The organism is Pseudomonas sp. PDM20 (assembly GCF_014852575.3).
Lineage (GTDB): Bacteria > Pseudomonadota > Gammaproteobacteria > Pseudomonadales > Pseudomonadaceae > Pseudomonas.
Window position 1 is genome coordinate 4,529,578 of record NZ_CM181224.1, and the last position, 26,204, is coordinate 4,555,781.

A 26,204-nucleotide genomic window follows, 5' to 3' on the forward strand; every position below is an offset into this window, starting at 1 on the left:
TGTGACCGCCCCGGTTTCCGCGCGGCGAAATCCGCGGCTCGCCTGCCCTCCTCCGGCTCATCCGCAATCACCGGAGCCAGCATGAAAAAGGCCGGACGCTTCGCAGCGCCCGGCCTTTTTCACTGTAGGAAAGAACTCAGGAGCCGATGGCGTCGCGAATCTTTTCCCACTCCTTGGCTTCTTTCTTCGACGCACCGCCCAGCAGCTCCAGGGCCTGGCGCAGGCGATAGCGCGACAGATCGGCGCCGAGTATCTCCATGGCGTCGAGCACCGACACCGAACTGGCCTGGCCGGTGATGGCGGGGAACATCAGCGGCATCACGTCACGCAGCTTGAGGCCGAGGTGCTCTGCCACGGCCTGGATGGTCGCGGTGATGCGGTCCTTTTCCCACTGGCGCAGCGCTTCAAGCTTCCACAGCACCAGCTGCAGGACCTGGCGCACCTGGGTGGCGTCGAGCTTCTTGTGCTCGAACAGCTTGGCGTCCAGTTGCACGCCACCACTGAAGAAGAAGCCGGCCAGCGGGGCGATCTGGCTGAAGTTCTCCACGCGGCCTTGTACGTGCGGGGCGATCTTCATCAGGTACTCCGGGTTGAGCGCCCACTTCTGCACTTCTTTCGCAAAGTCCTCCACCGACAGCTCGCGAATCCACTGGCCGTTCAGCCAGGAGAGCTTCTCGATGTCGAAGATCGGGCCGCCCAGCGAGACGCGGGACAGGTCGAAGTGTTCGATCATCTCCTCCAGGCTGAACTTCTCGCGCTCGTCAGGCATGGACCAGCCCATGCGGCCCAGGTAGTTCAGCAGCGCCTGGGGCAGCAGGCCCATGCGCTCGTAGAAGGTGATGGAGGTGGGGTTCTTGCGCTTGGACAGCTTGCTCTTGTCCGGGTTGCGCAGCAGCGGCATGTAGCAGAGCACCGGCTGTTCCCAGCCGAAGTACTCGTACAGCTTGATCAGCTTGGGTGCCGAGGGCAACCACTCTTCGCCGCGCAGGACGTGGGTGATGCCCATCAGGTGGTCGTCGACCACGTTGGCGAGGAAGTAGGTGGGCAGGCCGTCGGCCTTCATCAGCACCTGCATGTCCATGCGGTCCCACGGGATTTCCACGTCGCCACGGAGCATGTCCGGCACCACGCAGACGCCCTCGGTCGGCACCTTCATGCGCACCACGTGGGATTCGCCGGCGGCGATGCGCTTGGCCGACTCCTCTTTCGCAAGGTGCATGCAGTGGCCGTCGTAGCGCGGGGTTTCCTTGCGCGCCTGCTGCTCGGCACGCAGTGCGTCGAGGCGCTCGGAGGAGCAGAAGCAGGGGAAGGCGTGGCCTTTCTCGACCAGCTCGTCGCTGTACTGCTTATAGATAGCGCCACGCTCGCTCTGCCGGTACGGGCCGTGCGGGCCGCCGACGTCCGGGCCCTCGTCCCACTCGATACCCAGCCAGCGCAGCGCGTCGAAGATCTGCTGTTCCGATTCGCGGGTCGAGCGCACCTGGTCGGTGTCCTCGATGCGCAGAATGAACTGACCGCCGTGCTGGCGGGCGAAGCAGAGGTTGAACAGCGCGATATACGCGGTGCCGACGTGCGGGTCGCCGGTGGGAGACGGCGCGATACGGGTGCGGACTGTGGTCATGAAGGCTCTCGTGTGCAGCAATTCTTCGTGTGAAGCGGACAGCGCGCGACGGCGCGCGCGCTCATGGGTGCGATGGTATCAGGCGGGCCACCTTCGGCTCCAGCCAGCGACCGGGATCCAGGGGCAGGTTATTGATCATGAAGTCGAGGAAAGCCTTTACCTTCATTACCTGGAAACGCCGCGACGGGTAAACGGCGTACAGCTCGCCCACCGGCAGCTGTACCTGCGGCAGCACGCGCACCAGGCTTCCGCTGGCCAACTGTTCGTCGACGATCAGCTCCGGCAGCGAAGCAATTCCCACTCCAGCCAGCACGGCTTCGCGGGCGAAAGTAATGTTGTTGCACGACAGCACCCGGTGGCACGGCACGGTTTCCCCGCGCAACGGCCAGTAGCGCTGGGAGTCGGCCTGCAGCAGCACGGCGCGGTGGCCGGCCAGCTCTTCCACGGTTTCCGGGCGACCATGCAGCTCCAGGTAATCGGGACTGGCGCACAGGCAGCGGCTGGTGGTCAGCATGCGCCGGGCGATCAGGGTCGAATCCTCCGGCTGGCCGACCATGATGACGATGTCCACACCCTCCTCCAGCGGATCGACGGTACGCGAGGTGAGCTCGACCTCGGCGGTGATCTGTGGATAAAGGTTCATGAAGTCGCCTACCACCTTGGCCAGGTACATCTGGCCGAACTCGATGGGCGCGCTGATCCGCAACAATCCCGAAGGCGCCTGCTGCAACTGCATCACCGCCTGCTCCGCCTCGGCGAAGTCATGCATGATCTGCCGGCAGCGGTCGTAGTAGGCCTGGCCCACTTCGGTCAGCCTCAGCTTGCGCGTGGTGCGGTTGATCAGGCGCACGCCCAGGCGCTCTTCGAGCAGCGCGATACGCCGGCTCACCGTGGATTTCTGCATCCCCAGGCTCTGCGCCGCCTGGGTGAAACTGTGCAGTTCCACGACGCGAGTGAAAATCAGCGCATCATCCAGCCCCATGATTGTTCCCTATAAGCAACAAAGTTTCCGAAGTGTAGCGGCTACGTGCCGCCACGGAACACTGTTACATTGGCAAACATTTTTTTGGCCAACCAAACGCTCGTTTACCTATGCCTGCACAATTGAAACGCCGCCTGTCCGTATTCTTCGCCATCCTCGTGGTGGTCGCCCTCGCCTTCCTGGCGCGCTGGTACTTCATCGGCCGCTTCGTCGAGAGTACCGACAACGCCTACGTGCAGGGTGAGATCACCCGCATCGCCAGCCAGCTCGGCGCCCGCGTCGACGAGGTACTGGTGCAGGACAACCAGCACGTCGAGAAAGGCCAGTTGCTGGTGAAACTGGAGGCTGCCGACTTCCAGCTCGCCCTGGACCGCGCCAAGGCCACCCTGGCCACCCGCGAGGCGGAACTGGAGCAGGCGCGCAGCAAGCTCAAGGGCCAGACCAGCATGATCGCCGCCAGCGCGGCCGACGTGAACGCCAGCCAGGCCACCCTCGGCCGCACAGAAGTCGACCTCGGCCGCGCCCAGGCCCTGCGCAAGCCCGGCTACGTGTCGGAAGAGCGCGTGACCACCCTGGCCGCCGATTCCAACGTCGCCCGCTCCCAGGTGGCCAAGGCCCAGGCCGACCTGCAGGCCCAGCGCGTGCAGCGCGAAACCCTGGGCACCGACGTGCAGCGCCTGCAGGCGCAGATCGAAAGCGCCCGCGCCGATATCACCCAGGCCGAGATCAACCTCGCCCGTACCGAAATCCACGCGCCGGTCAGCGGCCTGGTCGGCCAGCGCGGCGCCCGCGTCGGCCAGTACGTGCAGGTCGGCAGCCAGTTGCTGTCGCTGGTGCCGGACGACGGTATCTGGGTCCAGGCCAACTTCAAGGAAACCCAGATCGGCAAGATGCGCCCCGGCCAGACCGTCCGGCTGGTGTTCGATTCCTTCCCCGACCAGCCCATCGAAGGCCAGGTACAGAGCCTGTTCGCCGCCTCCGGTGCACAGTTCAGCCTGCTGCCGCCGGACAACGCCACCGGCAACTTCACCAAGGTGGTGCAGCGCATTCCGGTCAAGATTACCTTCGCCACCGACACCCCGCTGCAAGGGCTGATCCGCCCGGGCATGTCGGTCGAGGCCGAGGTCGAGCTGCGTGGCCGGTGATCAACTGATCCGGCCGGTCGGCGAGCCGACCCGCCGCGACTGGATTGCCGTGTTCAGCGCCATGCTCGGCGCGTTCATGGCGGTGCTCGACATCCAGATCACCAACTCTTCGCTGAAAGACATCCAGGGGGCGCTGGCCGCCACCCTGGAGGAAGGCTCGTGGATTTCCACCTCCTACCTGGTGGCCGAGATCATCATGATCCCGCTCACCGCCTGGTTGGTGCAGCTGCTCTCGGCGCGTCGGCTGGCGTGGATGATCTCCGTCGGCTTCCTGTTCTCTTCGCTGCTCTGCTCGTTCGCCTGGAACCTGGAGAGCATGATCGTGTTCCGCGCCATGCAGGGCTTCACCGGCGGCGCGCTGATCCCCCTGGCCTTCACCCTGGCGCTGATCAAGCTGCCGGAGCACCACCGCCCCAAGGGCATGGCGCTGTTCGCCATCACCGCCACCTTCGCGCCCTCCATCGGCCCGACCCTGGGCGGCTGGCTGACGGAAAACTTCGGCTGGGAATACATCTTCTACATCAACATCCCGCCGGGGCTGCTGATGATCGCCGGCCTGCTCTACGGCCTGGAGAAGAAGGAAGCGCACTGGGAGCTGCTGAAAAGCACCGACTACGCCGGCATCGTCACCATGGCCATCGGCCTGGGCTGCCTGCAGGTGTTCCTCGAAGAAGGCCACCGCAAGGACTGGCTGGAGTCGAACCTGATCGTCAGCCTGGGCAGCATCGCCCTGGTCAGCCTGATCCTCTTCGTGATCCTGCAGACCTCACGACCGAACCCGCTGATCAACCTGGGGATTCTGCGCAACCGCAACTTCGGGCTGTCGAGCATATCCAGCATCGGCCTGGGGATGGGCCTGTACGGCTCGATCTACGTGTTGCCGCTGTATCTCGCGCAGATCCAGGGCTACAACGCCATGCAGATCGGCGAGGTGATCATGTGGATGGGCGTGCCGCAGCTGTTCCTCATCCCGCTGATTCCCAAGCTGATGAAGATCATCGAGCCGCGCCTGCTCTGCGCTATAGGCTTCGGCCTGTTCGGCATGGCGAGCTTCTTCTCCGGCGTGCTCAACCCGGACTTCGCCGGCCCGCAATTCAACCAGATCCAGCTGCTGCGCGCCCTCGGCCAGCCGATGGTGATGGTCACCATCTCGCTGATCGCCACCGTCTATCTGCAGCCGCAGGACGCAGGCTCGGCTTCCAGCCTGTTCAACATCCTGCGCAACCTCGGCGGGGCCATCGGCATCGCCCTGCTGGCGACCCTGCTGGATAGCCGCGCCAAGGTCTATTACGACTACCTGCGCGAAGCGGTAGTGCCGGTGAATGGCGCGGTGGACGAGCGACTGGCGCAGCTGACCGCGCAACTGGGCACGCAGCAGGCGGCGCTGGGCAAGATCAGCGAGATCGTCCACCAGCAGGCGGCGATCATGGCCTATAACGATGCCTTCCACGCCATCGGCATCGTGCTGGCGATCAGCATGGTGGCAGTGCTGCTGACTCGCCCGCTACCGGCGGGCATGGGGGCTGGCGCAGGAGCCGGGGCGCACTGAGCGCCCCGCCCTCCCCTTACCCCATCGACACCATGCGGTCGCGCAACTTGCCGATCTCGTCGCGCACCCCGGCCGCGGCCTCGAACTCCAGGTCGCGGGCCAACTGGTACATGCGCTCCTCCAGTTGCTTGATGCGCTTGCCGATCTCGTCGGGCGTACGCAGCTCGTTTTCGTACTTCCCGCTCTCCTCCGCCACTTTCGCCAGGCTGCGTCGCTTGCCCTTGGCACCCGGCACCACGGCACCTTCGAGGATGTCCTTGATGTCCTTCTTCACACCCTTGGGCACGATGCCGTGCTTGGCGTTGAACTCCAGCTGCTTGGTGCGGCGGCGCTCGGTCTCGTTGATCGCCCGCTGCATCGAGCCGGTCATGTTGTCGGCATAGAGGATCGCCTTGCCGTGCAGGTTCCGCGCGGCACGGCCGATGGTCTGGATCAGCGAGCGCTCGGAACGCAGGAAGCCTTCCTTGTCCGCATCGAGGATGGCCACCAATGCCACCTCGGGCATGTCCAGGCCCTCGCGCAGCAGGTTGATGCCCACCAGCACATCGAACTTGCCCAGGCGCAGGTCACGGATGATTTCCACCCGCTCCACGGTATCGATGTCCGAGTGCAGGTAGCGCACGCGCACGTCATGGTCGCCCAGGTAGTCGGTAAGGTCCTCGGCCATGCGCTTGGTCAGGGTGGTGACCAGCACGCGCTGGTCCAGCGCCACGCGCTTGCCGATTTCCGAAAGCAGGTCGTCGACCTGGGTCGTCGCCGGGCGGATTTCCACTTCCGGGTCGACCAGGCCGGTGGGGCGTACCACCTGCTCGACCACGCGGCCGGCGTGCTGGTCTTCATAAGGGCCGGGCGTCGCGGAGACGAAGATGGTCTGCGGGCTGATCGACTCCCACTCCTCGAAGCGCAGCGGGCGGTTGTCCAGCGCAGAGGGCAGACGGAAGCCGTACTCCACCAGGGTTTCCTTGCGTGAACGGTCGCCCTTGTACATGGCGCCGACCTGGGGAACGCTGACGTGGGATTCGTCGATCACCAGCAGGGCGTTGTCCGGCAGGTAGTCGTAGAGCGTCGGCGGCGGCTCGCCAGGACCACGCCCGGAGAGGTAGCGCGAGTAGTTCTCGATGCCGTTGCAGTAGCCCAGTTCGAGGATCATCTCCAGGTCGAAGCGGGTGCGCTGCTCCAGGCGCTGGGCTTCGACCAGCTTGTTGTTGGTGCGCAGGTAGTCCAGTCGCTGCTTCAGCTCGGCCTTGATGTGCTCGACCGCCTCGAGCAGCGTCTCCCGCGGGGTGACGTAGTGGCTCTTGGGGTAGAAGGTGAAGCGCGGCAGCTTGGTCAGCACCTCGCCGGTCAGCGGATCGAAGGCGGCGATATTCTCCACCTCGTCGTCGAACAGCTCGATGCGGATAGCCTCCAGGTCCGATTCCGCCGGGAACACGTCGATGACATCGCCGCGCACACGGAAGGTCGCGCGGGCGAAATCCAAGTCGTTGCGGGTGTACTGCAGGCTGGTCAGGCGGCGCAGCAGCTCGCGCTGGTCCATCTTGTCGCCACGGTCCAGGTGCAGGACCATCTTCAGGTAGGACGCCGGGTCACCGAGGCCGTAGATCGACGACACGGTGCAGACGATGATGGCGTCCTTGCGCTCCAGCAGCGCCTTGGTCGCCGACAGTCGCATCTGCTCGATGTGGTCGTTGATCGAGGAATCCTTCTCGATATAGGTGTCCGAGGACGGTACGTAGGCCTCGGGCTGGTAGTAGTCGTAGTAGGAGACGAAGTACTCGACGGCGTTGTTCGGGAAGAAGGTCTTGAACTCGCCGTAGAGCTGCGCAGCCAGCGTCTTGTTCGGCGCCAGCACCATGGTCGGGCGCTGCACCTGAGAAATGACGTTGGCGATGCTGAAGGTCTTGCCCGAGCCGGTCACCCCCAACAGTGTCTGGTGCGACAGCCCCGCCTCCAGTCCTTCCACCATCTGTCGGATGGCTTCGGGCTGATCGCCGGCGGGCTCGAATCGCGAATCCAGTTGAAAAATCGACATGGGAACCTCGCTTTGGCGTGTGACGCTTCGGTCGCCAAAGCGTCATACCAGTCGAAAAGCACGCGCGACAACTCGCCGCCTGCTGTAGAGGCCTATATAATACCGGCCCGTCGACGCAACCCCCAGCGCCGTGTGCGGGTGGGTTGCAATTGCACTTCACTCCCGCCTTAGAGCTGCTGCCAAAATGAGTCTGTTCTCCGCTGTCGAAATGGCCCCCCGCGACCCGATCCTGGGCCTGAACGAAGCTTTCAACGCCGATACCCGTCCGGGCAAGATCAACCTGGGCGTAGGCGTTTATTACAACGAGGAAGGCCGTCTCCCGTTGCTGCGCGCCGTGCAGGCCGCGGAGAAAGCCCGCATCGAGGCCCACGCACCGCGCGGCTACCTGCCGATCGAAGGCATCGCTGCCTACGACTCGGGTGTGCAGAAGCTGCTGTTCGGCGCTGATTCCGAGCTGCTGGCCGAAGGCCGTGTGGTTACCACCCAGGCCGTCGGCGGTACCGGCGCACTGAAGACCGGTGCCGACTTCCTCAAGCGCCTGCTGCCCAACGCCACCGTCGCCATCAGCGACCCGAGCTGGGAAAACCACCGCGCGCTGTTCGAAGCCGCCGGCTTCCCGGTGCAGAACTACCGCTATTACGACGCCGCCACCAACGGCGTGAACCGTGCCGGCCTGCTGGAAGACCTCAACGCCCTGCCCTCGCAGTCCATCGTTGTGCTGCATGCCTGCTGCCACAACCCGACTGGCGTCGACCTGACCATGGACGACTGGAAGCAGGTCCTGGACGTGCTCAAGGCCAAGGGCCACGTGCCGTTCCTCGACATCGCCTACCAGGGCTTCGGTGACGGCATCGACGAAGACGCCTCCGCCGTGCGCCTGTTCGCCAAGTCGGGCCTGAACTTCTTCGTGTCCAGCTCCTTCTCCAAGTCGTTCTCGCTGTACGGCGAGCGCGTTGGCGCCCTGTCGGTCGTGACCGACAGCCGCGAGGAATCCACCCGCGTCCTGTCCCAGGTCAAGCGCGTGATCCGCACCAACTACTCCAACCCGCCGACCCACGGCGCCAGCGTCGTCGCCGCCGTGCTGAACAGCCCGGAATTGCGCGCCGTCTGGGAAGAAGAGCTGGGCGAAATGCGCACCCGCATCCGCGCCATGCGCGTGGCGATGGTCGAGCAACTGGCCGCCCTGGGCGCCAAGCGCGACTTCAGCTTCGTTGCCGAGCAGCGCGGCATGTTCTCCTACTCCGGCCTGACCGCCGAGCAGGTCGAGCGCCTGAAGAACGAGTTCGGCATCTATGCCGTCGGCACTGGCCGCATCTGCGTCGCCGCGCTGAACAACGGCAACCTGGACACCGTTACCCGCGCCATCGTCCAGGTGCTGTAAAAAAATCAGGGGAAGTCGTCGGCACAATGTTGACTTCCCCTTTTTAATCAGTAAGATACGCCCCGTTGTTCCGCGATAGCTCAGTCGGTAGAGCAAATGACTGTTAATCATTGGGTCCCTGGTTCGAGTCCAGGTCGCGGAGCCAAATTCGAAGCCCTCGGCACACGCCGGGGGCTTTTTTATTGGGCTTCTGGACTCTCTCCAGGGACTGCGTCCCAGGTGATTCCCCCTTCGGGGCCGCGCTGAAGCGCGTTCGGCTGACGCCGTCGAGTCCAGGTCGCGGAGCCAAATTCGAAGCCCTCGGCACACGCCGGGGGCTTTTTTATCGGGCCTCTGGACTCTCTCCAGGGACTGCGTTCCAGGTGATTCCCCCTTCGGGGCCGCGCTGAAGCGCGTTCGGCTGACGCCGTCGAGTCCAGGTCGCGGAGCCAGAATTCAAAGCCCCCGGCACACGCCGGGGGCTTTTTTATTGGGCTTCTGGACTCTCTCCAGGGACTGCGTCCCAGGTGATTCCCCCTTCGGGGCCGCGCTGAAGCGCGTTCGGCTGATGCCGTCGACTCCAGGTCGCGGAGCCAGAATTCAAAGCCCTCGGCAAACGCCGGGGGCTTTTTTATTGGGCCAAAGAATGCTCCCCAATGAAAAAGCCGGTCAGTGACCGGCCTTTTCATTTCGACTGGCAAAGGCTCAGAGCGAAATCCTGTCCCGGTTCTTGTCCAGGGTGCCCTTGCCGATGCCCTTCACTTCCAGCAGTTGATCGACCGTGGTGAAGGGGCCGTTACTGGTCCGGTAGTCGACGATCGCCTGGGCCTTCACCTTGCCGATGCCTTTCAGGGACTTCTGCAGTTCTTCGACAGATGCCGTGTTGATATTCACCGCCTCGACCTGGGAGACAGGCGCCTTGGCAGCGGGAGCCGGAGCCGGAGCTTCGGCCGCCGTCTTGGTGGCGGGCTGGGCACTGGTGGCTGCCTGGGCAAAACCACCAAAAGAAAGGCTGGTGAACAGAATCAGACTGGCGATGGAGAGCAGGTTCTTCTTCATGAGTCATTCCTTGGAATGAGAGGCTTCTAGGCGGGCGCGACGGCGCCGCCCAGTGACCATATCGCCAGGAACACTCGCAAAAACCTTGGTTTAGAGAGTCGGCAGCAGTTTCCGGCGCCGCCGACAGATCGCCAGGAAAGGACTGACGATGCTCGCAGACGCGACGACGACCGCGTCTGCTAGGAACCCTGGATCAGGGCTCCATCCGCCGCTGCTGGTGAATCAGGTCGACGATCTCGCCCTCGGGGCAATAACCGCTGACGGTTTCCCGCAACAGTTGCCGTACCCGCGCGTAGTTGCCCTGATCCACCGCCTTGAGCAGATCCGCCAGGACGAGCTTGAAGCCCTCCCAGTGCATCAGCTCCTCGTTGGCCTTCATGATCATCGGATGCTCGGTGGCGCTGACGTTGTCGCCGATCAGCAGCTCCTCGTAGAGCTTCTCGCCGGGCCGCAGACCACTGAACTCGATGGAGATATCACCGTGGGGCGTGCGCTCGGAGCGAACGCTGAGGCCCGACAGGTGGATCATCCGCTCGGCCAGTTCGAGGATCTTCACCGGCTGCCCCATGTCCAGCACGAAGACATCGCCGCCGCGCCCCATGGAGCCAGCCTGGATCACCAACTGAGCCGCCTCGGGGATGGTCATGAAATAGCGGGTGATACCCGGATGGGTCACGGTGACCGGCCCGCCGCGCTTGATCTGCTCGCGGAACAGAGGAATGACTGAACCCGACGAGCCCAGCACATTGCCGAACCGGACCATGGTGAAACGGGTCTTGTTGACCTGGTGTACGCCGGACTTGTCGCCGAACAGCACCGGAGCTGACTCCTGGCTCAGGGCCTGCAGGATCATCTCTGCCAGGCGCTTGGTGCTGCCCATGACATTGGTCGGGCGCACCGCCTTGTCGGTGGAGATCAGCACGAAGTGCTCGACACCGGCCTGTACCGCCACCTGCGCGGTATGCAGGGTGCCCATCACATTGTTCAGCACGCCCTCGGAGATGTTGTGCTCGACGATGGGCACGTGCTTGTAGGCCGCGGCGTGGTAGACGGTGGCGACCTTCCAGGTGCGCATGACGTCCAGCAGGCGCTCGGCACTGCGTACGGAGCCGAGGATCGGCACCAGCTGAACCGCGAGAGACTCGCGCTTGATGCGGTTTTCCAGCTCCTGGTGCACGCGGTAGAGGTTGTATTCGCTGTGCTCGAACAGCACCAGCACGGTGGGCGATGAGCCGAGGATCTGGCGGCAGAGCTCAGATCCGATGGAGCCGCCGGCACCGGTGACCATCACGACTTCGCCGCGAATGCAGTGCTCGAACAACTCCTTGCGCGGCTCGACCGGATCGCGCCCGAGCAAGTCCGCAATATCCACTTCCTGGATGTCATCCACCCGCACGCGGCCGTTAGCCAGCTCGATGAACCCTGGCACGCTTCGTACGTGAACCGGGTAGGGCTCGAGCAGACCGAGGATTTCACGGCGCCGGGCGCGGGTAGCAGAAGGGATCGCCAGCAGCACTTCCTGCACGCCGGTCTCGTCGATCATCTGCTGGATATGCTTGGGCTTGTAAACCCGAAGGCCCGCAATGACGCGGTTGGCGATCTCGTCATCGTCATCGATGAAGGCCACCGGGCGCATCGCACGCCCCAGGCGCAACGCCGCCACCAGCTGGTTGCCGGCAGAACCGGCACCATACACCGCCACCTTGGGCAGGCCATCCTGTTGCTTGAGGAAGGGCACCGCCTGGACCGTGCTGTACCAGTCGCCCATGAAATATTGGCGCATGGCCAGGCGCAGGCCACCGATCATCAGCAGGCTCAGCCACCAGTAGTTCAGCACCAGTGAGCGCGGGACCATTTCGGTCACCGAGCGGTTCCAGTAGACCACCAGCGAGAGCAGCAGCGCCGAGATCGTCACCGCCTTCCAGATCGCGATCAGCGCGTCATTGCCCAGGTAGCGCATCACCGCGCGGTACATGCCAAAGCGGATGAACAGCGGGACGGCAACCACTGGCGCCGCCAAGAACAGCCAACTGTGGACCCGGAACGGATACTCCAGATCGTCGGTGCCCAGGCGCACGATGAACGCCAGCCACAGCGAGAACCACACCAGCAGAATATCCGTGGTGACCTGCAATAGCCGTTTATGTCGTCTCGGAAGCCTCAGCAGGCGTTCTCGAAGCATCAGCGCTTGTCCTTAATCCCGAGCGGAGGAAAGTTCCTCGCCCGCTACATTGACCACCAAATCCGGCGGAGTTCAGCTCACATCCTGTTCATCCGGACGACCTGCACCCAGATGAGCTACGACAAGCACCAAGGGAGCATAGGCCACAATCAGCCCCAGCAAACCCGAAACATGCCCCAGTGCCACCAGCAACGCCAGCGGCATGAGCCACAGCACGTTGATGGCGGCTACCGCCAGCGACACCCGCAAGTGGCTGCCGTATCGGCGCGAAGCGCGCTGATAGGCATGGCTGCGATGCGCTTCGTAGACACGTTCGCCACGCATCAGTCGGTGGATCAGCGTGAAGGTGGCATCCACCACGAACACACCGAGCAGGATCAGCCAACTCCAGATCAGCGGCGCGAACACCGTCCCCGCCTGCAGCGCCAATCCTCCGAGCATCAACCCGAGGAAACCACTGCCCGCATCCCCCATGAAGATCCGCGCCGGGGGGAAGTTCCAGACCAGGAACCCCGCCGCCGCCATGCCCAGGATCAAGGGCAACCACACCAGTTGCGACTCGCCGACGAACCACCCGCAGAGGGCTCCGCCCAGGCAGACGCTGATAGCTTCCAGGCCGGCAATCCCGTCGATGCCGTCCATGAAGTTGTACAGGTTGAGCAGCCAGACCAGGAACACCACGCCCAGCAGGTCACCAGCCAAACCCAGGTCCAGAGGCCCCCACGGCATAGTCAGCGCAGGCAGCCCACCCAGCCAGCCAAGCAGCCAGGATGCGGCGACAAAATGCCCGAGCAGCCGCCAACGCGCCGGAATATGACGGTGATCGTCGAGGAAACCAATGACTGCAACCAGAGCGCCGGCCGGCAACAGGGCCAACAGGCAGCTCCCATCCACCGCACCCAGAACACCGGCCAACGGCAGACAGCCCAGGAAACCCAGCACAATGGCTACACCCCCGCCCCGGGGCGTGGGGATCTGGTGCGAACTGCGGGCATTGGGAATGTCCATGATGCTTCGCGCCAGCGCGTAGCGGCGCACACCGGCCGTCATCACCCAGGATGCGATGAACACGGCCGCCAGCAGAATACCCATGCTCATCGCCCCTGCTCCTGACCACACCCCTGCGCTGCTGCCCTCAGGGCCTGCTCGACACTGACCGGCGGATTCCAGCCCAATCGACTGCGCGTCGTGGAAATATCCACCTGCAGCGATCCCAGCAAGCGCTGCACCTGCTGGCTCCGCCCGGTCAGCAGCCCCAGCAGGCGCAGCAGCGCAGCCGGAACCGGCAGCAGTCGCGGGCGAACGCCCAGAGCCTTGCTCAGACCACGGCACAGCGCTGCCGTCGACAAATCTTCACCGTCGCTCACCAGGAACACCTGCCCGGCGGCCGCCGGATGACGCGCGCAAAGCAGCAGCAGATCGACCAGATTGTCCCGCGCCACCAGGCTGCGGCGATTGTCGATGGAGCCGAAGGGCAACGGCAGTCGGCGTTGCAAGGCGCGCATCAGGCTGGCGAAATTGGCCTTCACGCCCGGGCCATAGACCAGCGGCGGACGCACCACGGCGACTTCGAGACCGGTCTGCCGGGCAACGTCGAACAGAGCCTGCTCAGCTTCGAGCTTGGACTGCCCGTATGGGTCCTGCGGTTGTGGCTCGGCGTCGGCAGTGAAGGGATGGCCCGGCGCAGTCTCCTCGCCATTGACCTTGATCGAACTGACAAAGACGAAGCGCTTCACGCCAGCTGCGGCGGCCTGTTGCGCCAGATGCCGGGTGGCCTCGACGTTCACCGCGCGAAACTCGGCGAGCGGGTCCGCTGCCTGCTCGTCCATGACATGAACGCGGGCAGCGCAGTGGATCACCACATCAACCCCCTGCAGGGCCTGCGTCCAGGACTGCGCCACGCTCAACCCGTCGATGAGCGAAACTTCAACACCTTCGGGGTATTGCGCGCTGCCGCCACGCTGGGCGACGCGAACCTGCACGCTGTCTTCCCGGCACAAACGCGCCAGCACGCCTCGGCCGACAAAACCGCTCGCGCCCGTGAGTAGAACCTTCAATCCAGTACCTGCAGAACCTGACGCCTACGGCGTCTTCCATGTTTGAGCGAGCGCGTCAGAGCGGCGAAATGACCGGCCGCAGAGCATTCCAAGCGTGACAACTGGGACATTGCCAGTGCAGTTCGCGACCGGCAAAACCGCACTTGCCGCATCGATAGCGCGGCATTGTCTTATACAACCCGATGATTATTGGAGCGATTTTTCCCGTCGCCGAGTCTTTTTCAGTGTCGTTTCCCACCACTTCCAGGTATTCGCCCACGCCTTGCCAGGAGGGATGGCGCTCCACCCGCTCCAGCAGGCTTTCGCGCCAACTGGAAGAACGCCCTGGCTGATCGCTTTCAGCCAACAACGCGAGGATCGCCGGAGGCACTTCCTCCCCCCCTGCCAGCTCGCGCAAACAGGCCAGCACCTCGGGCCGGGCAAGGCCGTCGTGGCGACGCAGCAGGGGCACTATCTCGCCCAGGAAGGCCTTGGCATCGCTCGCCAGCTCGCCGATGGTAGCGACAGCAGCGGCCGGATCCTTGCGCCACAACTCGCAGTCCAGCCGCATCAGCAGAGCGCGTACGCAGCGCTTGTCGACGCGACGAGCCTCGCGCAGCAATTCCTGCATGGCACTGCGATCCCCGGTCTTGCCTTTCTCCTGAGCGAGCTCGCAGTAATAGTTGGCCAGCGCGGCGCTCAGCTCGGGGCGGCTCGGTACCAGCCGGGCGGCCAGTTCGATGGCGCGCGACCAGTTCTTCTCGCGTTCGCAGATCAGCCGCTGCTCGTCGAGCGCCTCGAGAGAGATGGGCTCATCACGCTGCCGGGTCAGCTCGTCCAGCAACTCCTCGGCACTGCCGAGCAAGCCGCCAGCGATGTAGTCACGGGCCAGTTCCAGGCGTACTTGCGCCACCAGTGAGCCATCCTCGCCAGCGCGACCCAGCAAATCCTGGTGGATGTGGATGGCCTTTTCGATATCGCCGCGACGGCGAAACAGGTTGCCAACGTGCAGGTGGCTTTCGAGCGTTTCCGGGCTGACGACCAGGCCCTGGGAAAGGCTTTCCAGCGCGTCGTCGGAATGTCGCTCCAGCAGATTGTGCATGCTGTGGACGCGCGCCCGGAGGTTCGATTCGGGCGCTGGCTGGGTGCGGGAAAGCGAGCGACGCCCCATCCACCAGCCGATGGCCAGGGCGCAGAAGAAGAACAGCGTGGCAATGACGCTAGGCATGGTCCGTCAGCGACTTTTCACGCAGCGCGTCATTCTCCTTGCGGAAACGGGTGACCTCGGAGCGCAGCCCGGTCATGCGGACGTGCGTCTTCGCGCGGAAGGGAATGCTCAGCAGCAGGCCGATCACGCCGCCGACGATGAAGGCAAGGGAGATGAAGATCACCAGCGGCCACTGCGGCGACTGCCAGCCGAGGAAGGTCAGCTGCGCGGGCTGCAGGTTTTCAAGGACGAAAACCACGACGACGGCGGCCAGGACGACCAGCGCCAGAATCAGCAGGAAACGTTTTGCCCGAAGCATGGACACTCCTTCTTGAAGACGGATACCCCGGGGTCACTCGGGTTCGTTGACGCGGTCGCGCAGCTCCTTGCCGGGCTTGAAGTGCGGGACGAACTTGCCGTCCAGGCGCACGGACTCGCCAGTCTTCGGATTGCGGCCGGTACGCGGCGCACGGTAATGCAGCGAGAAGCTACCGAAACCCCGGATTTCGATGCGATCCCCAGTGGCCAGAGCCTGGGACATTTGCTCAAGCATGGTCTTGATCGCCAGCTCCACATCCTTTGCGGAAAGCTGCCCCTGATGGGTGACGATTCTCTCGATCAACTCCGACTTGGTCATGGTTTTCCCTTCTTTTTCAAGCGGCTAGATCAGCTCAAGGTTCTTTTAGCATGCTGGTCATGCTTTGAACAGCCCGAACGGAAAGGATGTGTTTTCATCCGGTCAAGTAGTTGGCAAATAAAAAATGGCCGATCCCCGGGAGGCGATCGGCCACGGTCGCGTCCAGGAGCGGAAGGACGCGCAAGGGAGAAAAGCAGATCAGGCGATGGCGGCGAGCTGAGCCTTGGCCTTGGCCAGGCCCTTCTCGGCGAATTCACCGCCCATGTTCAGGCCCTCGGCATGGATGAAGGTCACGTCGTGGATGCCGACGAAGCCCAGCGCCTGGCGCAGGTAGGGCTCCTGGTGATCCAGCGCACCGCCGGCGTAGACGCCACCGCGACTGGTCAGGACGAAGGCGCGCTTGCCGGTGAGCAGGCCCTGCGGGCCGGTCTCGGTGTACTGGAAGGTGACACCGGCGCGCAGCACGTGGTCCAGCCAGGATTTCAGGGTGCTGGGGATGGCGAAGTTGTACATTGGCGCAGCCAGGACCAGCACGTCGGCAGCCTGCAGCTCGGCGGTCAGCTGGTTGGAGCGTTCCAGCGCGGCGCGTTCGATCTCGCTGTGCTCCTGCGCCGGCTTCATCCAGCCACCCAGCAGGTTGGCGTCCAGGTGCGGCACCTGTTCTACGGCAAGGTCGCGGACCTGGATGTCGTCGGCCGGGTGGGCGGCCTGCCACTGGGCGATGAAATCGCGGGTCAGCTGGCGGGAAACGGAACCTTCCTGACGGGCACTGCTTTCGATAACCAGAACGCGGGACATGGACTGGACCTCCATCGGTCGCTGAATGTGTCGATGGAGGCCATCCTAAAGATGAACAAATCGATAAAAAAGCGCAAATAGTCGCTTCTAATTATCGAATAAATTGATTTCTTGCGTGACTGCTTCTAGGCTTGGAGGAACTCAGGAAGGGTTACAGGTCAGCTTGATGCGCAGCTTGATCACTGCGCGGCTGAAGCTGGAAGTCAGATTGGCCTCCTTGCCAGGTGCAATGGTCGCCTTGCGCACATGCGGCGTCTCGGGACCGTTGACAAAGACCGCCGTGCAGGTCACCGGCTGCTGGCCGCCGTTGCGCAGGAGGATCGCCCCCATCTGGTCGCCGATATCCTGGGTCTCGATGTCCATCTCGGTGCCATTGAGGCTCTTCTGCACTTCGATGGGATAGGCCAGGGCGGTCAGCGGCAACATGGCCAGAACGGCACAACAGAATTTTTTCATGGCGGTCTCTTGTTGGTCTTCTGCGGACCGCCAGAGTAGACAAGAGGAAGCGAGGATGAAAGCGCCCCGCGTTACCCTGGATCAGTGGAGAACCCTGCAGGCCGTGGTCGATCACGGCGGCTTCGCCCAGGCGGCCGAAGCCCTGCACCGTTCGCAGTCGTCGATCAGCTACACCGTGGCGCGTATGCAGGAGCAGCTCGGCGTGCCGCTGCTGCGCATCGACGGACGCAAGGCCGTGCTCACCGAGGCCGGTGAAGTACTGCTACGCCGCTCGCGGCAACTGGTGAAATCCGCCGGCCAGCTGGAAGAACTGGCCCACCACATGGAACAGGGCTGGGAGCCGGAAGTGCGCCTAGTCGTCGACGCCGCCTACCCCACCGTGCGTCTGGTGCGTTCGCTGTCGGCCTTCATGCCACAGAGCCGCGGCTGCCGCGTGCTGCTGCGCGAAGAGGTGCTGTCGGGTGTGGAGGAAGCGCTGGTGCAGGGCCACGCAGACCTCGCCATCAGTGGCCTGAACATTCCCGGCCACCTGGGCGCCGATCTCTCCATCGTCGACTTCGTCGCTGTCGCCCATCCCGATCACCCACTGCATCGCCTGCAACGCGAGGTCACCCACCAGGACCTGGAAACCCAGATGCAGGTGGTCATCCGCGACTCCGGCCGCCTGCAACCGCGCGACGTCGGCTGGCTCGGCGCCGAGCAGCGCTGGACCGTCGGCAGCCTCGCCACCGCCGCCACCTTTGTCAGCAACGGTCTGGGCTTCGCCTGGCTGCCGCGGCACATGATCGAGCGTGAACTGCGCGACGGGCAGCTCAAGCCGCTGCTGATGAAACAGGGCGGCGTGCGCGAGAGCCGCTTCTATCTTTACCCGAACAAGGAAAAGCCCCTGGGCCCGGCCACGCAGATCCTCGTGGAACTGCTGACCACCTTCGCCAACGTGCCCCTCGACGCCCATTTCGCCGCCCCGGAAAGCCCGGCCTGAAGCCACAGCCCGCACGAACAAGGAGCTCGTCATGCCGTTCTTCGACCACGCCGGTCATCGCCTGCACTACGAGGAAAGCGGACTCGGCACGCCGGTGCTGCTGGTGCATGGGCTCGGTTCCAGCACCCGCGACTGGGAATACCAGGTGCCGGAGCTGGAGAAACGTCATCGGGTGATCGCCCTCGACGTACGCGGCCACGGCCAGTCGGACAAACCGCGCCAGCGTTACAGCATCGCCGCCTTCGCCGAGGACGTGATCGCCCTGCTCGATCACCTGGGCCTTGGCCGCGTGCATCTGGTGGGCATCAGCATGGGCGGCATGATCGGCTTCGAACTGGCTACCCGCTGGCCGGAGCGGCTGAACAGCCTGACCATCGTCAACAGCGCCCCGGAAGTGAAGCCACGCAGCCTGCGCGAGTATCTGGAAGTGGCGCGCCGGCTGTTCCTCGCCCATGTGCTGGGCCTGGATACGGTGGGCAAGGCGCTGGGCAGGATGCTCTTCCCCAAGCCCGAACAGAGCGACCTGCGCCGCAAGATCCAGCAACGCTGGCCGCAGAACGACAAGCGCGCCTACCTCTCCAGCCTGCACGCCATCATCGGCTGGGGTGTGCAGGAACGCCTGGCGCGCATAACCTGTCCAACCCTGGTGATCAGCGCCGACCGCGACTACACCCCGGTCTCACTCAAGCAGGCCTACGTCGGGCGCATGCCCAACGCGCGCCTGGTGGTGATCGAGGACTCGCGCCACGCCACGCCGCTGGACCAGCCGGAAAGATTCAATACCACCCTGCTCGACTTCCTCGAGCAGGTCGACCATCCCTAGAACCTTCAGGAAACATCCGCCAAATGACCCTGTTCAAACGCTTCCTGCTCGCTGCCTGCTCCCTGGTCCTGGCCGGCTCGGCAATCGCCGCCGACGCCAACAAGCCCCACGTGCTGCTGTCCACCACCTCGGGTGAAATCGAAATCGAGCTGTACGCCGACAAGGCGCCGATTTCCGTGAAGAACTACCTGTCCTACGTCGACAGCGGCTTCTACAACGGAACCATCTTCCACCGCGTGATCCCCAACTTCATGATCCAGGGTGGCGGCTTCACCGAAGCCATGAAGGAGAAGGACACCCAGGCGCCGATCAAGAACGAGGCCGACAACGGCCTGCTCAACGAGCGCGGCACCCTGGCCATGGCCCGCACCAGCGACGTGAACTCCGCCACCAGCCAGTTCTTCATCAACCTGACCGGCAACGACTTCCTCAACCACGGCGCCCGCGACTTCGGCTATGCGGTATTCGGCAAGGTCGTGCGCGGCATGGGCGTGGTTGACCAGATCGCCGGCGTGAAGACTGGCAACAAGGGCATGTTCCAGGACGTACCGACCACCCCGGTGGTCATCCTCTCCGCCAAGCGTCTGTGATTCTGCGCAACCACGGCTGACGGAGGCCATTCAAGGCGAGCCCGGGACGGGCTCGCCAACACAACCCGAGAGCCATCATGCTTTACCGTCGTTTCGAGCGTCTGATCGATCCCTTCCGCGACGTCCCCGAGCGCATGCCGCCTTCCGACGTCGTCCGCTTCTACGTCTACTACCTGCGCCAGGTCTGGCCGGTCTTCCTCGCCCTGCTCTTCGTCGGGCTGATCGTCGCACTGATCGAAGTCGCGCTGTTCAGCTACCTGGGGCGCATCGTCGACCTCGCCCAGGGCACCGCCCCCGCTGACTTCTTCACCGTACACGGCCGCGAGCTGATCTGGATGGCCGTGGTCGCACTGGTCCTGCGTCCGGTGTTCAACGGCCTGCACGACATGCTGGTGCACCAGAGCATCAACCCCAGCATGACCAACCTGATCCGCTGGCAGAACCACCGCTATGTGCTCAAGCAGAGCCTGGGCTTCTTCCAGAACGACTTCGCCGGGCGCATCGCCCAGCGCATCATGCAGACCGGCAACTCCCTGCGTGACTCCGCCGTGCAGGTGGTCGACGCCATCTGGCACGTGCTGATCTACACCATCAGCGCCCTGGTGCTGTTCGCCGAGGCCGACTGGCGCCTGATGATTCCGCTGGTGCTGTGGGTAGTCGGCTACGTCGGCGCGCTGGGCTACTTCATTCCGCAGGTGAAGCAGCGCTCGGTGATCGCCTCGGATTCCCGCTCGAAACTCATGGGTCGGATCGTCGACGGCTACACCAACATCACCACCCTCAAGCTGTTTGCCCACACGCGCCAGGAAGAGGACTACGCCCGCGAAGCCATCGACGACCAGACCCGCAAGGCCCAGCGCGCCGGGCGCGTGGTCACCTCGATGGACGTCACCATCACCATCTTCAACGGTCTGCTGATCGCCGGCACCACGGGCCTCGCCCTGTGGCTGTGGACCCAGTCGCTGATCTCGGTGGGTGCCATCGCCCTGGCCACCGGCCTGGTCATCCGCATCAACAACATGTCCGGCTGGATCATGTGGGTGGTCGGCGGCATCTTCGAGAACGTCGGACAGGTGCAGGACGGCATGCAGACCATCGCCCTGCCCCGCCAGGTGACCGATGCGCCGGACGCCAAGCCGCTGGTGGTGAAGCACGGCGAAGTGCGCTTCGATCAGGTGAACTTCAGCTACGGCAAGGGTGGCGGCCTGATCAGCGGCCTCGACCTGACCGTGCGCCCCGGCGAGAAGATCGGCCTGGTCGGCCCCTCCGGCGCCGGCAAGTCGACCCTGGTGAACCTGCTGCTGCGCCTCTATGACCTGGAGGGCGGACGCATCCTGATCGACGGCCAGGACATCGCCCACGTGACCCAGGAAAGCCTTCGCGCGCAGATCGGCATGGTCACCCAGGACACCTCGCTGCTACACCGCTCGATCCGCTCCAACCTGCTCTACGGCCGCCCGGATGCCGGCGAGGCCGAGTTGCAGGACGCGATCCAGAAGGCCCGCGCCTCGGAGTTCATCCCGCAGCTGAGTGATGCCGAGGGCCGCTTCGGCCTGGACGCCCACGTCGGCGAGCGCGGCGTGAAGCTCTCCGGCGGCCAGCGCCAGCGCATCGCGATCACCCGCGTGCTGCTCAAGGACGCGCCGATCCTGATCCTCGACGAGGCCACCTCGGCGCTGGATTCGGAAGTGGAAGCAGCGATCCAGGAGAGCCTGGAGACCCTGATGCAGGGCAAGACCGTGATCGCCATCGCCCACCGCCTCTCGACCATCGCGCGCATGGACCGCCTGGTGGTGCTGGAACATGGCCGCGTGGTCGAGAGCGGCAGCCATGCCGAGCTGCTCGCCCACGGCGGGCTCTATGCGCGGCTGTGGCGGCACCAGACGGGCGGGTTCGTCGGGGTGGATTGAATCCGGAGCCACACTGCAGGAGCGGGCCATGCCCGCGATCGCGCCCATGGGGCGTTCCTACAGGGCGCGCCATTTTATCCAGCACGCATAAAAAAGCCCGGCACAAGGCCGGGCATGTCCAGATCAGGACAGCTCAGTGTGTGTCCAGCAGCGCCAGTGCCTCGCGGCTCAGGCGCTCGACCGTGGCCCAGTCGCCGCTGTCGATGGCGGCCTTGGGCAGCATCCAGCTGCCGCCCACGCACATCACGTTGGCCAGCCGGTAGTAGTCGTTGAGGTTGTCCGGGCCGACGCCGCCGGTGGGGCAGAAACGCACCTCCGGGAACGGCCCGCCGAAGGCCTTGAGCGCTTCCACGCCGCCGGCGACCTTCGCCGGGAACAGCTTGAAGCGGCGCAGGCCATGACGGTACGCCGCCATGATTTCCGAAGCGGTAGCCACGCCGGGCAACAGCGGCACCGGGCGGGTCACCGCGTACTGCAGCAACTCGTCGGTGCAGCCGGGGGTGACGATGAACTTCGCCCCCGCCTCTTCCGCCTGGGCGAAGGTTTCCGGGTCGAGCACGGTGCCGGCGCCGACAATCAGCTCCGGGCGCTGCTCGCTCAGCTGGCGAATCGCGGTGAGGCCCAGCGACGTCCGCAAGGTCACTTCCAGAACGGTGATGCCGCCGGCTGCCAGAGCATCCGCCATGGGCAGGATGTCCGCCTCGCGGTCGATGGTGATCACCGGCAGGATGCGAGCACGCTGCGCGAGGGCATCGATCTGCTGGATGTGTTGTTCAGACATTGCGGTAACTCCGTGCCTCAAGGGCACCAGTGGATCGAAAGAGGCGAACGCAGGAACGCATTGATGGGCATGCGCTGGTCGTCGTTGTCGCTGAGCGCCTGGCTCAGGGTGGCGAGCTTGGACTCGCCCTGGATGGCCAGTATCTGCACCCGCGCGCCCTGCAGCACGGCGCGCGTCAGGGTCAGGCGCTGGTGCGGTACGGTCGGCGCCCACATCGGCAGGCAACGGCGCGTGCCGGCCGGGTCGAGCGCCTCCACCAGGTTGGTGCTGCCGGGGAACAGCGAAGCCGTGTGGCCATCGTCGCCCATGCCCAGCACCAGCACATCGATGGGCAGCATCAGTTCATGCAGGTAACGATCGGCCTTGTCGGCCGCTTCTTCCAGGCTGGCTGCCGGCTGGTAGATGCCGATGAATTGCGCCTTGGCTGCCGCGCCCTTGAACAGGTGACGACGCAGCAGGCCGGCATTGCTGTCCGGATGCGACTCGGGCACCCAGCGCTCGTCGGCAAGGCTGACGGCCACTTTCGACCAGTCCAGTACGGCGCCACTCAGAGCTTCGAGAAAAGCCACCGGGCTGCGCCCGCCGGACACCACCAGCAGCGCGCGGCCGCGTTCGATCAATGCCTCGCGCAGCGCATCGGCTACCGCCTCGGCCAGGCCGCGAGCCTGCTCGGCGGCGTTGTTCCAGGTCTTCCAGGCCATGCCTTCAGCCAGTTGGGGTTCAAAGATCGCCATACCAGTCCCTCCCGTCGCGTGCGATCAGGGCAACCGAGGCCTGCGGTCCCCAGCTTCCGGCCGGATAGGGCTTGGGCTCCTCGCCCAGGCGCCCCCAGCCGTCGATCAGGCCGTCGCACCATTTCCAGGCGGCCTCGATCTCATCCTTGCGGACGAACAGGTTCTGGTTGCCTTGCGTGACTTCCAGCAACAGTCGCTCGTAGGCATCCGGCGTCCGGGCGGTCTGGAAGGTTTCGGAGAAATTCAGTTGCAGCGGGCCGGTGCGCAGTTGCATGCCCTTGCCCAGGCCCTGGTCCTTGGTCATCACCTGCAGGGAAATGCCCTCGTCCGGTTGCAGGCGGATGATCAGCCGGTTGCTGATCAGCGAGCGCTGCTCCGGGGCGAAGATGTAGTGCGGCGGTTCCTTGAAGTGGATGACGATCTGCGAGTGCTTCTGCGGCATGCGCTTGCCGGTGCGCAGGTAGAACGGTACGCCGGACCAGCGCCAGTTGCGGATGTCCACGCGCAGGGCGACGAAGGTCTCGGCATCGCTGTTGGGGTTGGCGTTTTCCTCGGCGAGGTAGCCGGGCACTGCCTTGCCATCGATGTAGCCGGCGGTGTACTGGCCCCGCACCACACGGGTTGCCAGCTGTTCGGGGGCAATGGGCTCCAGCGCGCGCAGCACCTTCACCTTCTCGTCACGGATGCTGTCGGCGGTAAGGTCCGCCGGCGGGTCCATGGCGATCAGGCAGAGCAGTTGCAGCAGGTGGTTCTGCACCATGTCGCGCAGCTGGCCGGCCTTGTCGAAGTAACCCCAGCGGCCTTCGATGCCAACCTTCTCGGCTACGGTGATCTCCACGTGGGAGATATGGTTCTGGTTCCACTGGGTTTCGAACAGGCTGTTGGCGAAGCGCAGCGCGATGAGGTTCTGCACTGTCTCCTTGCCCAGGTAGTGGTCGATCCGGTAGATGCGGTTCTCGGGGAAGAAGCGCGCCACCGCGTCGTTCACCGCGCGGGACGATTCCAGGTCGTGGCCGATGGGCTTTTCCAGGACTACCCGGGTGCGCTCGGCGAGGCCGGCGGCGGCAAGGTTCTCGCAGATACCGCCGAATACCGAGGCGGCGGTAGCGAAGTAGGCGACCAGGGTCTTCTCGTCACCCACCAGCTCAGCCAGCGCCTGGTAGGAACCGGCATCGAGGAAATCCATGCTCAGGTGATGCAGGCGCGCCTGGAAGCGGGCCCAGACAGCTTCGTCCCACTCCTTCGCCGGCACGGCCTGGCGCAGGCGGCTCTCGATGGTCGCCAGGGGGGCTTCGCTGGCGCCGTCGTCGCGGGCCAGCGCGAGAATGCGGGTGTCGCGGTGCAGCAGGTCTTCACGGTCGAGCTGGTAGAGCGCCGGCAGCAGCTTGCGCAGGGCGAGATCACCCAGGGCGCCGAACAACGCGAGGGTGCAGGGCAGAACACGGACTTCAGGCATTTGTTGTTACCAACCAAATTTTGGACGATAGTTAGCCTTCTACGCCGGCATTAAGACAAATATGTAGTAATTAAACAACATATTTTTGCCGCTTCGCGCCGTTGTTGGTCGCCTGCCGGCCTGACGTTAGGATAGCGCCGCTGGCCGCACCTACCCGGCCAACCGTCGATTGCCCAAGGAGCACGGATGAAAAACCTGCTGGAGCAGATCCAGAGCCGTCTGGAAGAGCTGAACAAGGCCGAGCGCAAGGTCGCCGAAGTGATCCTGCGCGATCCGCAGCAGGCCACGCGCTTCAGCATCGCCGCGCTGGCCCAGGCCTCCAGCGTCAGCGAGCCGACGGTGAACCGCTTCTGCCGTTCCTTCGGCATGAGCGGCTACCCGGAGCTGAAGATCCAGCTGGCCCAGAGCCTGGCCAGCGGCGCGGCCTTCGTGACCCAGGCGGTGGCCGCCGACGACGGCCCCGAGGCCTACACCCGCAAGATCTTCAGCAGCACCATCGCCTCGCTGGACAGCGCCCACAAGGTGCTCGACCCGAAGCTGATCGACCGCGCCGTGGACCTGCTGATCCAGGCCCGGCAGATTCACTTCTTCGGCCTCGGCGCTTCCAGCTCCGTGGCGCTGGACGCCCAGCACAAGTTCTTCCGCTTCAACCTCGCGGTCTCGGCGCAGAGCGATGTGCTGATGCAGCGGATGATCGCCTCGGTGGCGCACACCGGCGACCTGTTCGTGGTGATCTCCTACACCGGGCGCACCCGCGAGCTGGTGGACGTGGCGCACCTGGCGCGGCAGAACGGCGCCTCGGTGCTTGGCCTGACCGCCGCCGACTCGCCGCTGGCCCGCGCCAGCACCTTGAGCCTGGATATCCCGCTGCCGGAGGACACCGACATCTATATGCCGATGACTTCGCGGATCATCCAGCTGACCGTACTCGACGTGCTCGCCACCGGCGTGACCCTGCGCCGTGGCGTGGACTTCCAGCCGCACCTGCGCAAGATCAAGGAGAGCCTGGTGCCGACGCGCTACCAGCTCGACGAGGAAGACTGAACGCCGCCGCTCCCGCAGTTAGAATCCTGCGCCTGCCTCTGACTCGATTCGTGCCTGATCAGTCATCCGCGCCCGGATCGAGCCCCGGGAACAGCACCTCGGTAAAGCCGAACTTGCGGAAATTGGTAATGCGCGACGGGTACAGGCGGCCGATCAGGTGGTCGCACTCGTGCTGCACCACGCGGGCGTGGAAGCCGTCCACGGTGCGGTCGATGGGCTGGCCCTGCGGGTCGACGCCCTGATAGCGAATGCGCTGGTAGCGGTTCACCGCACCGCGCAGGCCCGGCACCGACAGGCAGCCTTCCCAGCCCTCCTCCAGCTCATCGCCGATGGGCGTGATCACCGGGTTGAGCAGGATGGTCGGCGGCACCGCCGGCGCGTCCGGATAGCGCTCGCTGCGCTCGAAGCCGAAGATCACCAGCTGCCGGTCGACACCGATCTGCGGCGCGGCGAGGCCTACACCACCGACGTGGTGCATGGTCTCGAACATGTCGTCGATCAGTTGCTGCAGCTCGGCGCTGCCGATCATCGACTCGGGCACCGGTGGGGCGATGCGCAGCAGGCGCTCGTCGCCCATCTTGAGAATCTCGCGGATCATCTCGGCCTCGTTCGCCGTTGCGTGAAAGCGGCATGCTTCCAATGAGAGCTGCATCCTCGGCCCCCGCAACCGGTCTGGCAACCCCGCGACCGCCGGGCAGCGCCCCGGAGCCCGCAGCGCCGCGGTGTTAGACTGATCTGCGACGACAACCATCGAACGACGGATATTTGCCGAATTTCACGGCAGATGGCGGTCGAACCCTGGGGGGAACTTTCATTCCGA

Annotated in this window: 24 protein-coding genes and 1 tRNA gene; 9 read left to right on the top strand and 16 right to left on the bottom strand. The window is 64.6% G+C overall.

Annotation, left to right across the window (positions count from 1 at the left end; genetic code table 11):
* Positions 1 to 136: 136 nt before the first annotated feature.
* Both gltX and IB261_RS20645 read right to left on the bottom strand, forming a co-directional pair.
* Entirely contained in the window at positions 137 to 1,621 is a 1,485-nt protein-coding gene (gltX, locus tag IB261_RS20640; RefSeq protein ID WP_192381245.1) for a glutamate--tRNA ligase, read from the bottom strand.
* Between the two features lie 61 nt (positions 1,622 to 1,682).
* Positions 1,683 to 2,603 carry a LysR family transcriptional regulator gene (locus IB261_RS20645; protein ID WP_192381244.1) on the bottom strand — a complete coding sequence of 307 codons (921 nt, stop codon included), beginning with the start codon at positions 2,601 to 2,603 and terminating at the stop codon, positions 1,683 to 1,685.
* A gap of 110 nt (positions 2,604 to 2,713) precedes the next feature.
* Here IB261_RS20645 and IB261_RS20650 point away from each other — a divergent pair, with 110 nt between their 5' ends.
* Both IB261_RS20650 and IB261_RS20655 read left to right on the top strand, forming a co-directional pair.
* On the top strand, positions 2,714 to 3,748 hold the full coding sequence (locus IB261_RS20650) for an HlyD family secretion protein (RefSeq protein WP_192381243.1): 1,035 nt from the start codon (positions 2,714 to 2,716) through the stop codon (positions 3,746 to 3,748).
* Positions 3,738 to 5,297, top strand: coding sequence for an MDR family MFS transporter (locus IB261_RS20655; RefSeq protein ID WP_081519345.1), 1,560 nt, complete (start codon positions 3,738 to 3,740; stop codon positions 5,295 to 5,297). Before IB261_RS20650 ends, IB261_RS20655 begins: the two co-directional genes overlap by 11 nt.
* A gap of 16 nt (positions 5,298 to 5,313) precedes the next feature.
* Here IB261_RS20655 and uvrB read toward each other — a convergent pair whose 3' ends face one another.
* Positions 5,314 to 7,329, bottom strand: a complete 2,016-nt coding sequence (gene uvrB / locus IB261_RS20660) for an excinuclease ABC subunit UvrB (RefSeq protein WP_192381242.1) — start codon at positions 7,327 to 7,329, stop codon at positions 5,314 to 5,316.
* 184 nt (positions 7,330 to 7,513) lie between these two features.
* On the opposite strand from uvrB, the gene IB261_RS20665 reads away from it, so the two are divergent.
* Both IB261_RS20665 and IB261_RS20670 read left to right on the top strand, forming a co-directional pair.
* Positions 7,514 to 8,710, top strand: a complete 1,197-nt coding sequence (locus tag IB261_RS20665) for an amino acid aminotransferase (protein ID WP_045211941.1) — start codon at positions 7,514 to 7,516, stop codon at positions 8,708 to 8,710.
* Between the two features lie 69 nt (positions 8,711 to 8,779).
* Positions 8,780 to 8,855: transfer RNA gene (locus tag IB261_RS20670), tRNA-Asn, on the top strand.
* 539 nt (positions 8,856 to 9,394) lie between these two features.
* On the opposite strand, the gene IB261_RS20675 is transcribed toward IB261_RS20670, so the two are convergent.
* The 9 genes from IB261_RS20675 to IB261_RS20715 form a co-directional block, all read right to left on the bottom strand.
* Positions 9,395 to 9,748, bottom strand: coding sequence for a ComEA family DNA-binding protein (locus tag IB261_RS20675; RefSeq protein WP_151187809.1), 354 nt, complete (start codon positions 9,746 to 9,748; stop codon positions 9,395 to 9,397).
* Positions 9,749 to 9,941: 193 nt separating this feature from the next.
* Complete coding sequence (locus IB261_RS20680; protein WP_192224221.1) at positions 9,942 to 11,930, bottom strand: polysaccharide biosynthesis protein; 1,989 nt, start codon at positions 11,928 to 11,930, stop codon at positions 9,942 to 9,944.
* 72 nt (positions 11,931 to 12,002) lie between these two features.
* On the bottom strand, positions 12,003 to 13,028 hold the full coding sequence (locus tag IB261_RS20685) for an MraY family glycosyltransferase (RefSeq protein WP_192381241.1): 1,026 nt from the start codon (positions 13,026 to 13,028) through the stop codon (positions 12,003 to 12,005).
* Positions 13,025 to 13,987, bottom strand: coding sequence for a UDP-glucose 4-epimerase family protein (locus tag IB261_RS20690; RefSeq protein WP_192381240.1), 963 nt, complete (start codon positions 13,985 to 13,987; stop codon positions 13,025 to 13,027). The genes IB261_RS20685 and IB261_RS20690 overlap by 4 nt, the downstream gene beginning before the upstream one ends.
* A 55-nt stretch (positions 13,988 to 14,042) precedes the next feature.
* On the bottom strand, positions 14,043 to 15,194 hold the full coding sequence (locus IB261_RS20695; RefSeq protein WP_151187811.1) for a tetratricopeptide repeat protein: 1,152 nt from the start codon (positions 15,192 to 15,194) through the stop codon (positions 14,043 to 14,045).
* Complete coding sequence (locus IB261_RS20700) at positions 15,187 to 15,492, bottom strand: LapA family protein (RefSeq protein ID WP_151187812.1); 306 nt, start codon at positions 15,490 to 15,492, stop codon at positions 15,187 to 15,189. Before IB261_RS20700 ends, IB261_RS20695 begins: the two co-directional genes overlap by 8 nt.
* A 33-nt stretch (positions 15,493 to 15,525) precedes the next feature.
* On the bottom strand, positions 15,526 to 15,810 hold the full coding sequence (ihfB, locus tag IB261_RS20705; protein WP_015478091.1) for an integration host factor subunit beta: 285 nt from the start codon (positions 15,808 to 15,810) through the stop codon (positions 15,526 to 15,528).
* A 198-nt stretch (positions 15,811 to 16,008) separates the two neighbouring features.
* Positions 16,009 to 16,608, bottom strand: a complete 600-nt coding sequence (locus tag IB261_RS20710) for an FMN-dependent NADH-azoreductase (RefSeq protein WP_151187813.1) — start codon at positions 16,606 to 16,608, stop codon at positions 16,009 to 16,011.
* Between the two features lie 141 nt (positions 16,609 to 16,749).
* On the bottom strand, positions 16,750 to 17,064 hold the full coding sequence (locus tag IB261_RS20715; protein ID WP_081519336.1) for a 3-phosphoglycerate kinase: 315 nt from the start codon (positions 17,062 to 17,064) through the stop codon (positions 16,750 to 16,752).
* 55 nt (positions 17,065 to 17,119) lie between these two features.
* On the opposite strand from IB261_RS20715, the gene IB261_RS20720 reads away from it, so the two are divergent.
* The 4 genes from IB261_RS20720 (at position 17,120) to IB261_RS20735 (ending at position 21,369) form a co-directional block, all read left to right on the top strand.
* Entirely contained in the window at positions 17,120 to 18,046 is a 927-nt protein-coding gene (locus IB261_RS20720; protein ID WP_081519335.1) for a PA3225 family LysR-type transcriptional regulator, read from the top strand.
* 31 nt (positions 18,047 to 18,077) lie between these two features.
* Positions 18,078 to 18,869, top strand: a complete 792-nt coding sequence (locus IB261_RS20725; protein ID WP_151187814.1) for an alpha/beta fold hydrolase — start codon at positions 18,078 to 18,080, stop codon at positions 18,867 to 18,869.
* A 29-nt stretch (positions 18,870 to 18,898) separates the two neighbouring features.
* Entirely contained in the window at positions 18,899 to 19,459 is a 561-nt protein-coding gene (locus IB261_RS20730; protein ID WP_225601650.1) for a peptidylprolyl isomerase, read from the top strand.
* A 77-nt stretch (positions 19,460 to 19,536) separates the two neighbouring features.
* On the top strand, positions 19,537 to 21,369 hold the full coding sequence (locus IB261_RS20735) for an ABC transporter ATP-binding protein (RefSeq protein ID WP_081519332.1): 1,833 nt from the start codon (positions 19,537 to 19,539) through the stop codon (positions 21,367 to 21,369).
* 133 nt (positions 21,370 to 21,502) lie between these two features.
* Here IB261_RS20735 and IB261_RS20740 read toward each other — a convergent pair whose 3' ends face one another.
* Genes IB261_RS20740 through zwf form a run of 3 tightly spaced genes read right to left on the bottom strand, consistent with a single transcriptional unit; the run spans position 21,503 to position 24,340 of the window.
* Positions 21,503 to 22,150: a bifunctional 4-hydroxy-2-oxoglutarate aldolase/2-dehydro-3-deoxy-phosphogluconate aldolase gene (locus IB261_RS20740; RefSeq protein WP_151187815.1), complete on the bottom strand. Its 648-nt coding sequence runs from the start codon at positions 22,148 to 22,150 to the stop codon at positions 21,503 to 21,505.
* Positions 22,151 to 22,167: 17 nt separating this feature from the next.
* Positions 22,168 to 22,884, bottom strand: a complete 717-nt coding sequence (gene pgl, locus IB261_RS20745; protein WP_081519330.1) for a 6-phosphogluconolactonase — start codon at positions 22,882 to 22,884, stop codon at positions 22,168 to 22,170.
* On the bottom strand, positions 22,871 to 24,340 hold the full coding sequence (zwf, locus tag IB261_RS20750) for a glucose-6-phosphate dehydrogenase (RefSeq protein WP_081519329.1): 1,470 nt from the start codon (positions 24,338 to 24,340) through the stop codon (positions 22,871 to 22,873). The genes pgl and zwf overlap by 14 nt, the downstream gene beginning before the upstream one ends.
* A 186-nt stretch (positions 24,341 to 24,526) precedes the next feature.
* Between zwf and IB261_RS20755 the strand changes: the two genes are divergently transcribed.
* Positions 24,527 to 25,384, top strand: coding sequence for a MurR/RpiR family transcriptional regulator (locus IB261_RS20755; RefSeq protein ID WP_081519328.1), 858 nt, complete (start codon positions 24,527 to 24,529; stop codon positions 25,382 to 25,384).
* A gap of 58 nt (positions 25,385 to 25,442) precedes the next feature.
* Here IB261_RS20755 and def read toward each other — a convergent pair whose 3' ends face one another.
* Complete coding sequence (def, locus tag IB261_RS20760) at positions 25,443 to 25,982, bottom strand: peptide deformylase (RefSeq protein ID WP_192381239.1); 540 nt, start codon at positions 25,980 to 25,982, stop codon at positions 25,443 to 25,445.
* Positions 25,983 to 26,204 lie beyond the last annotated feature (222 nt).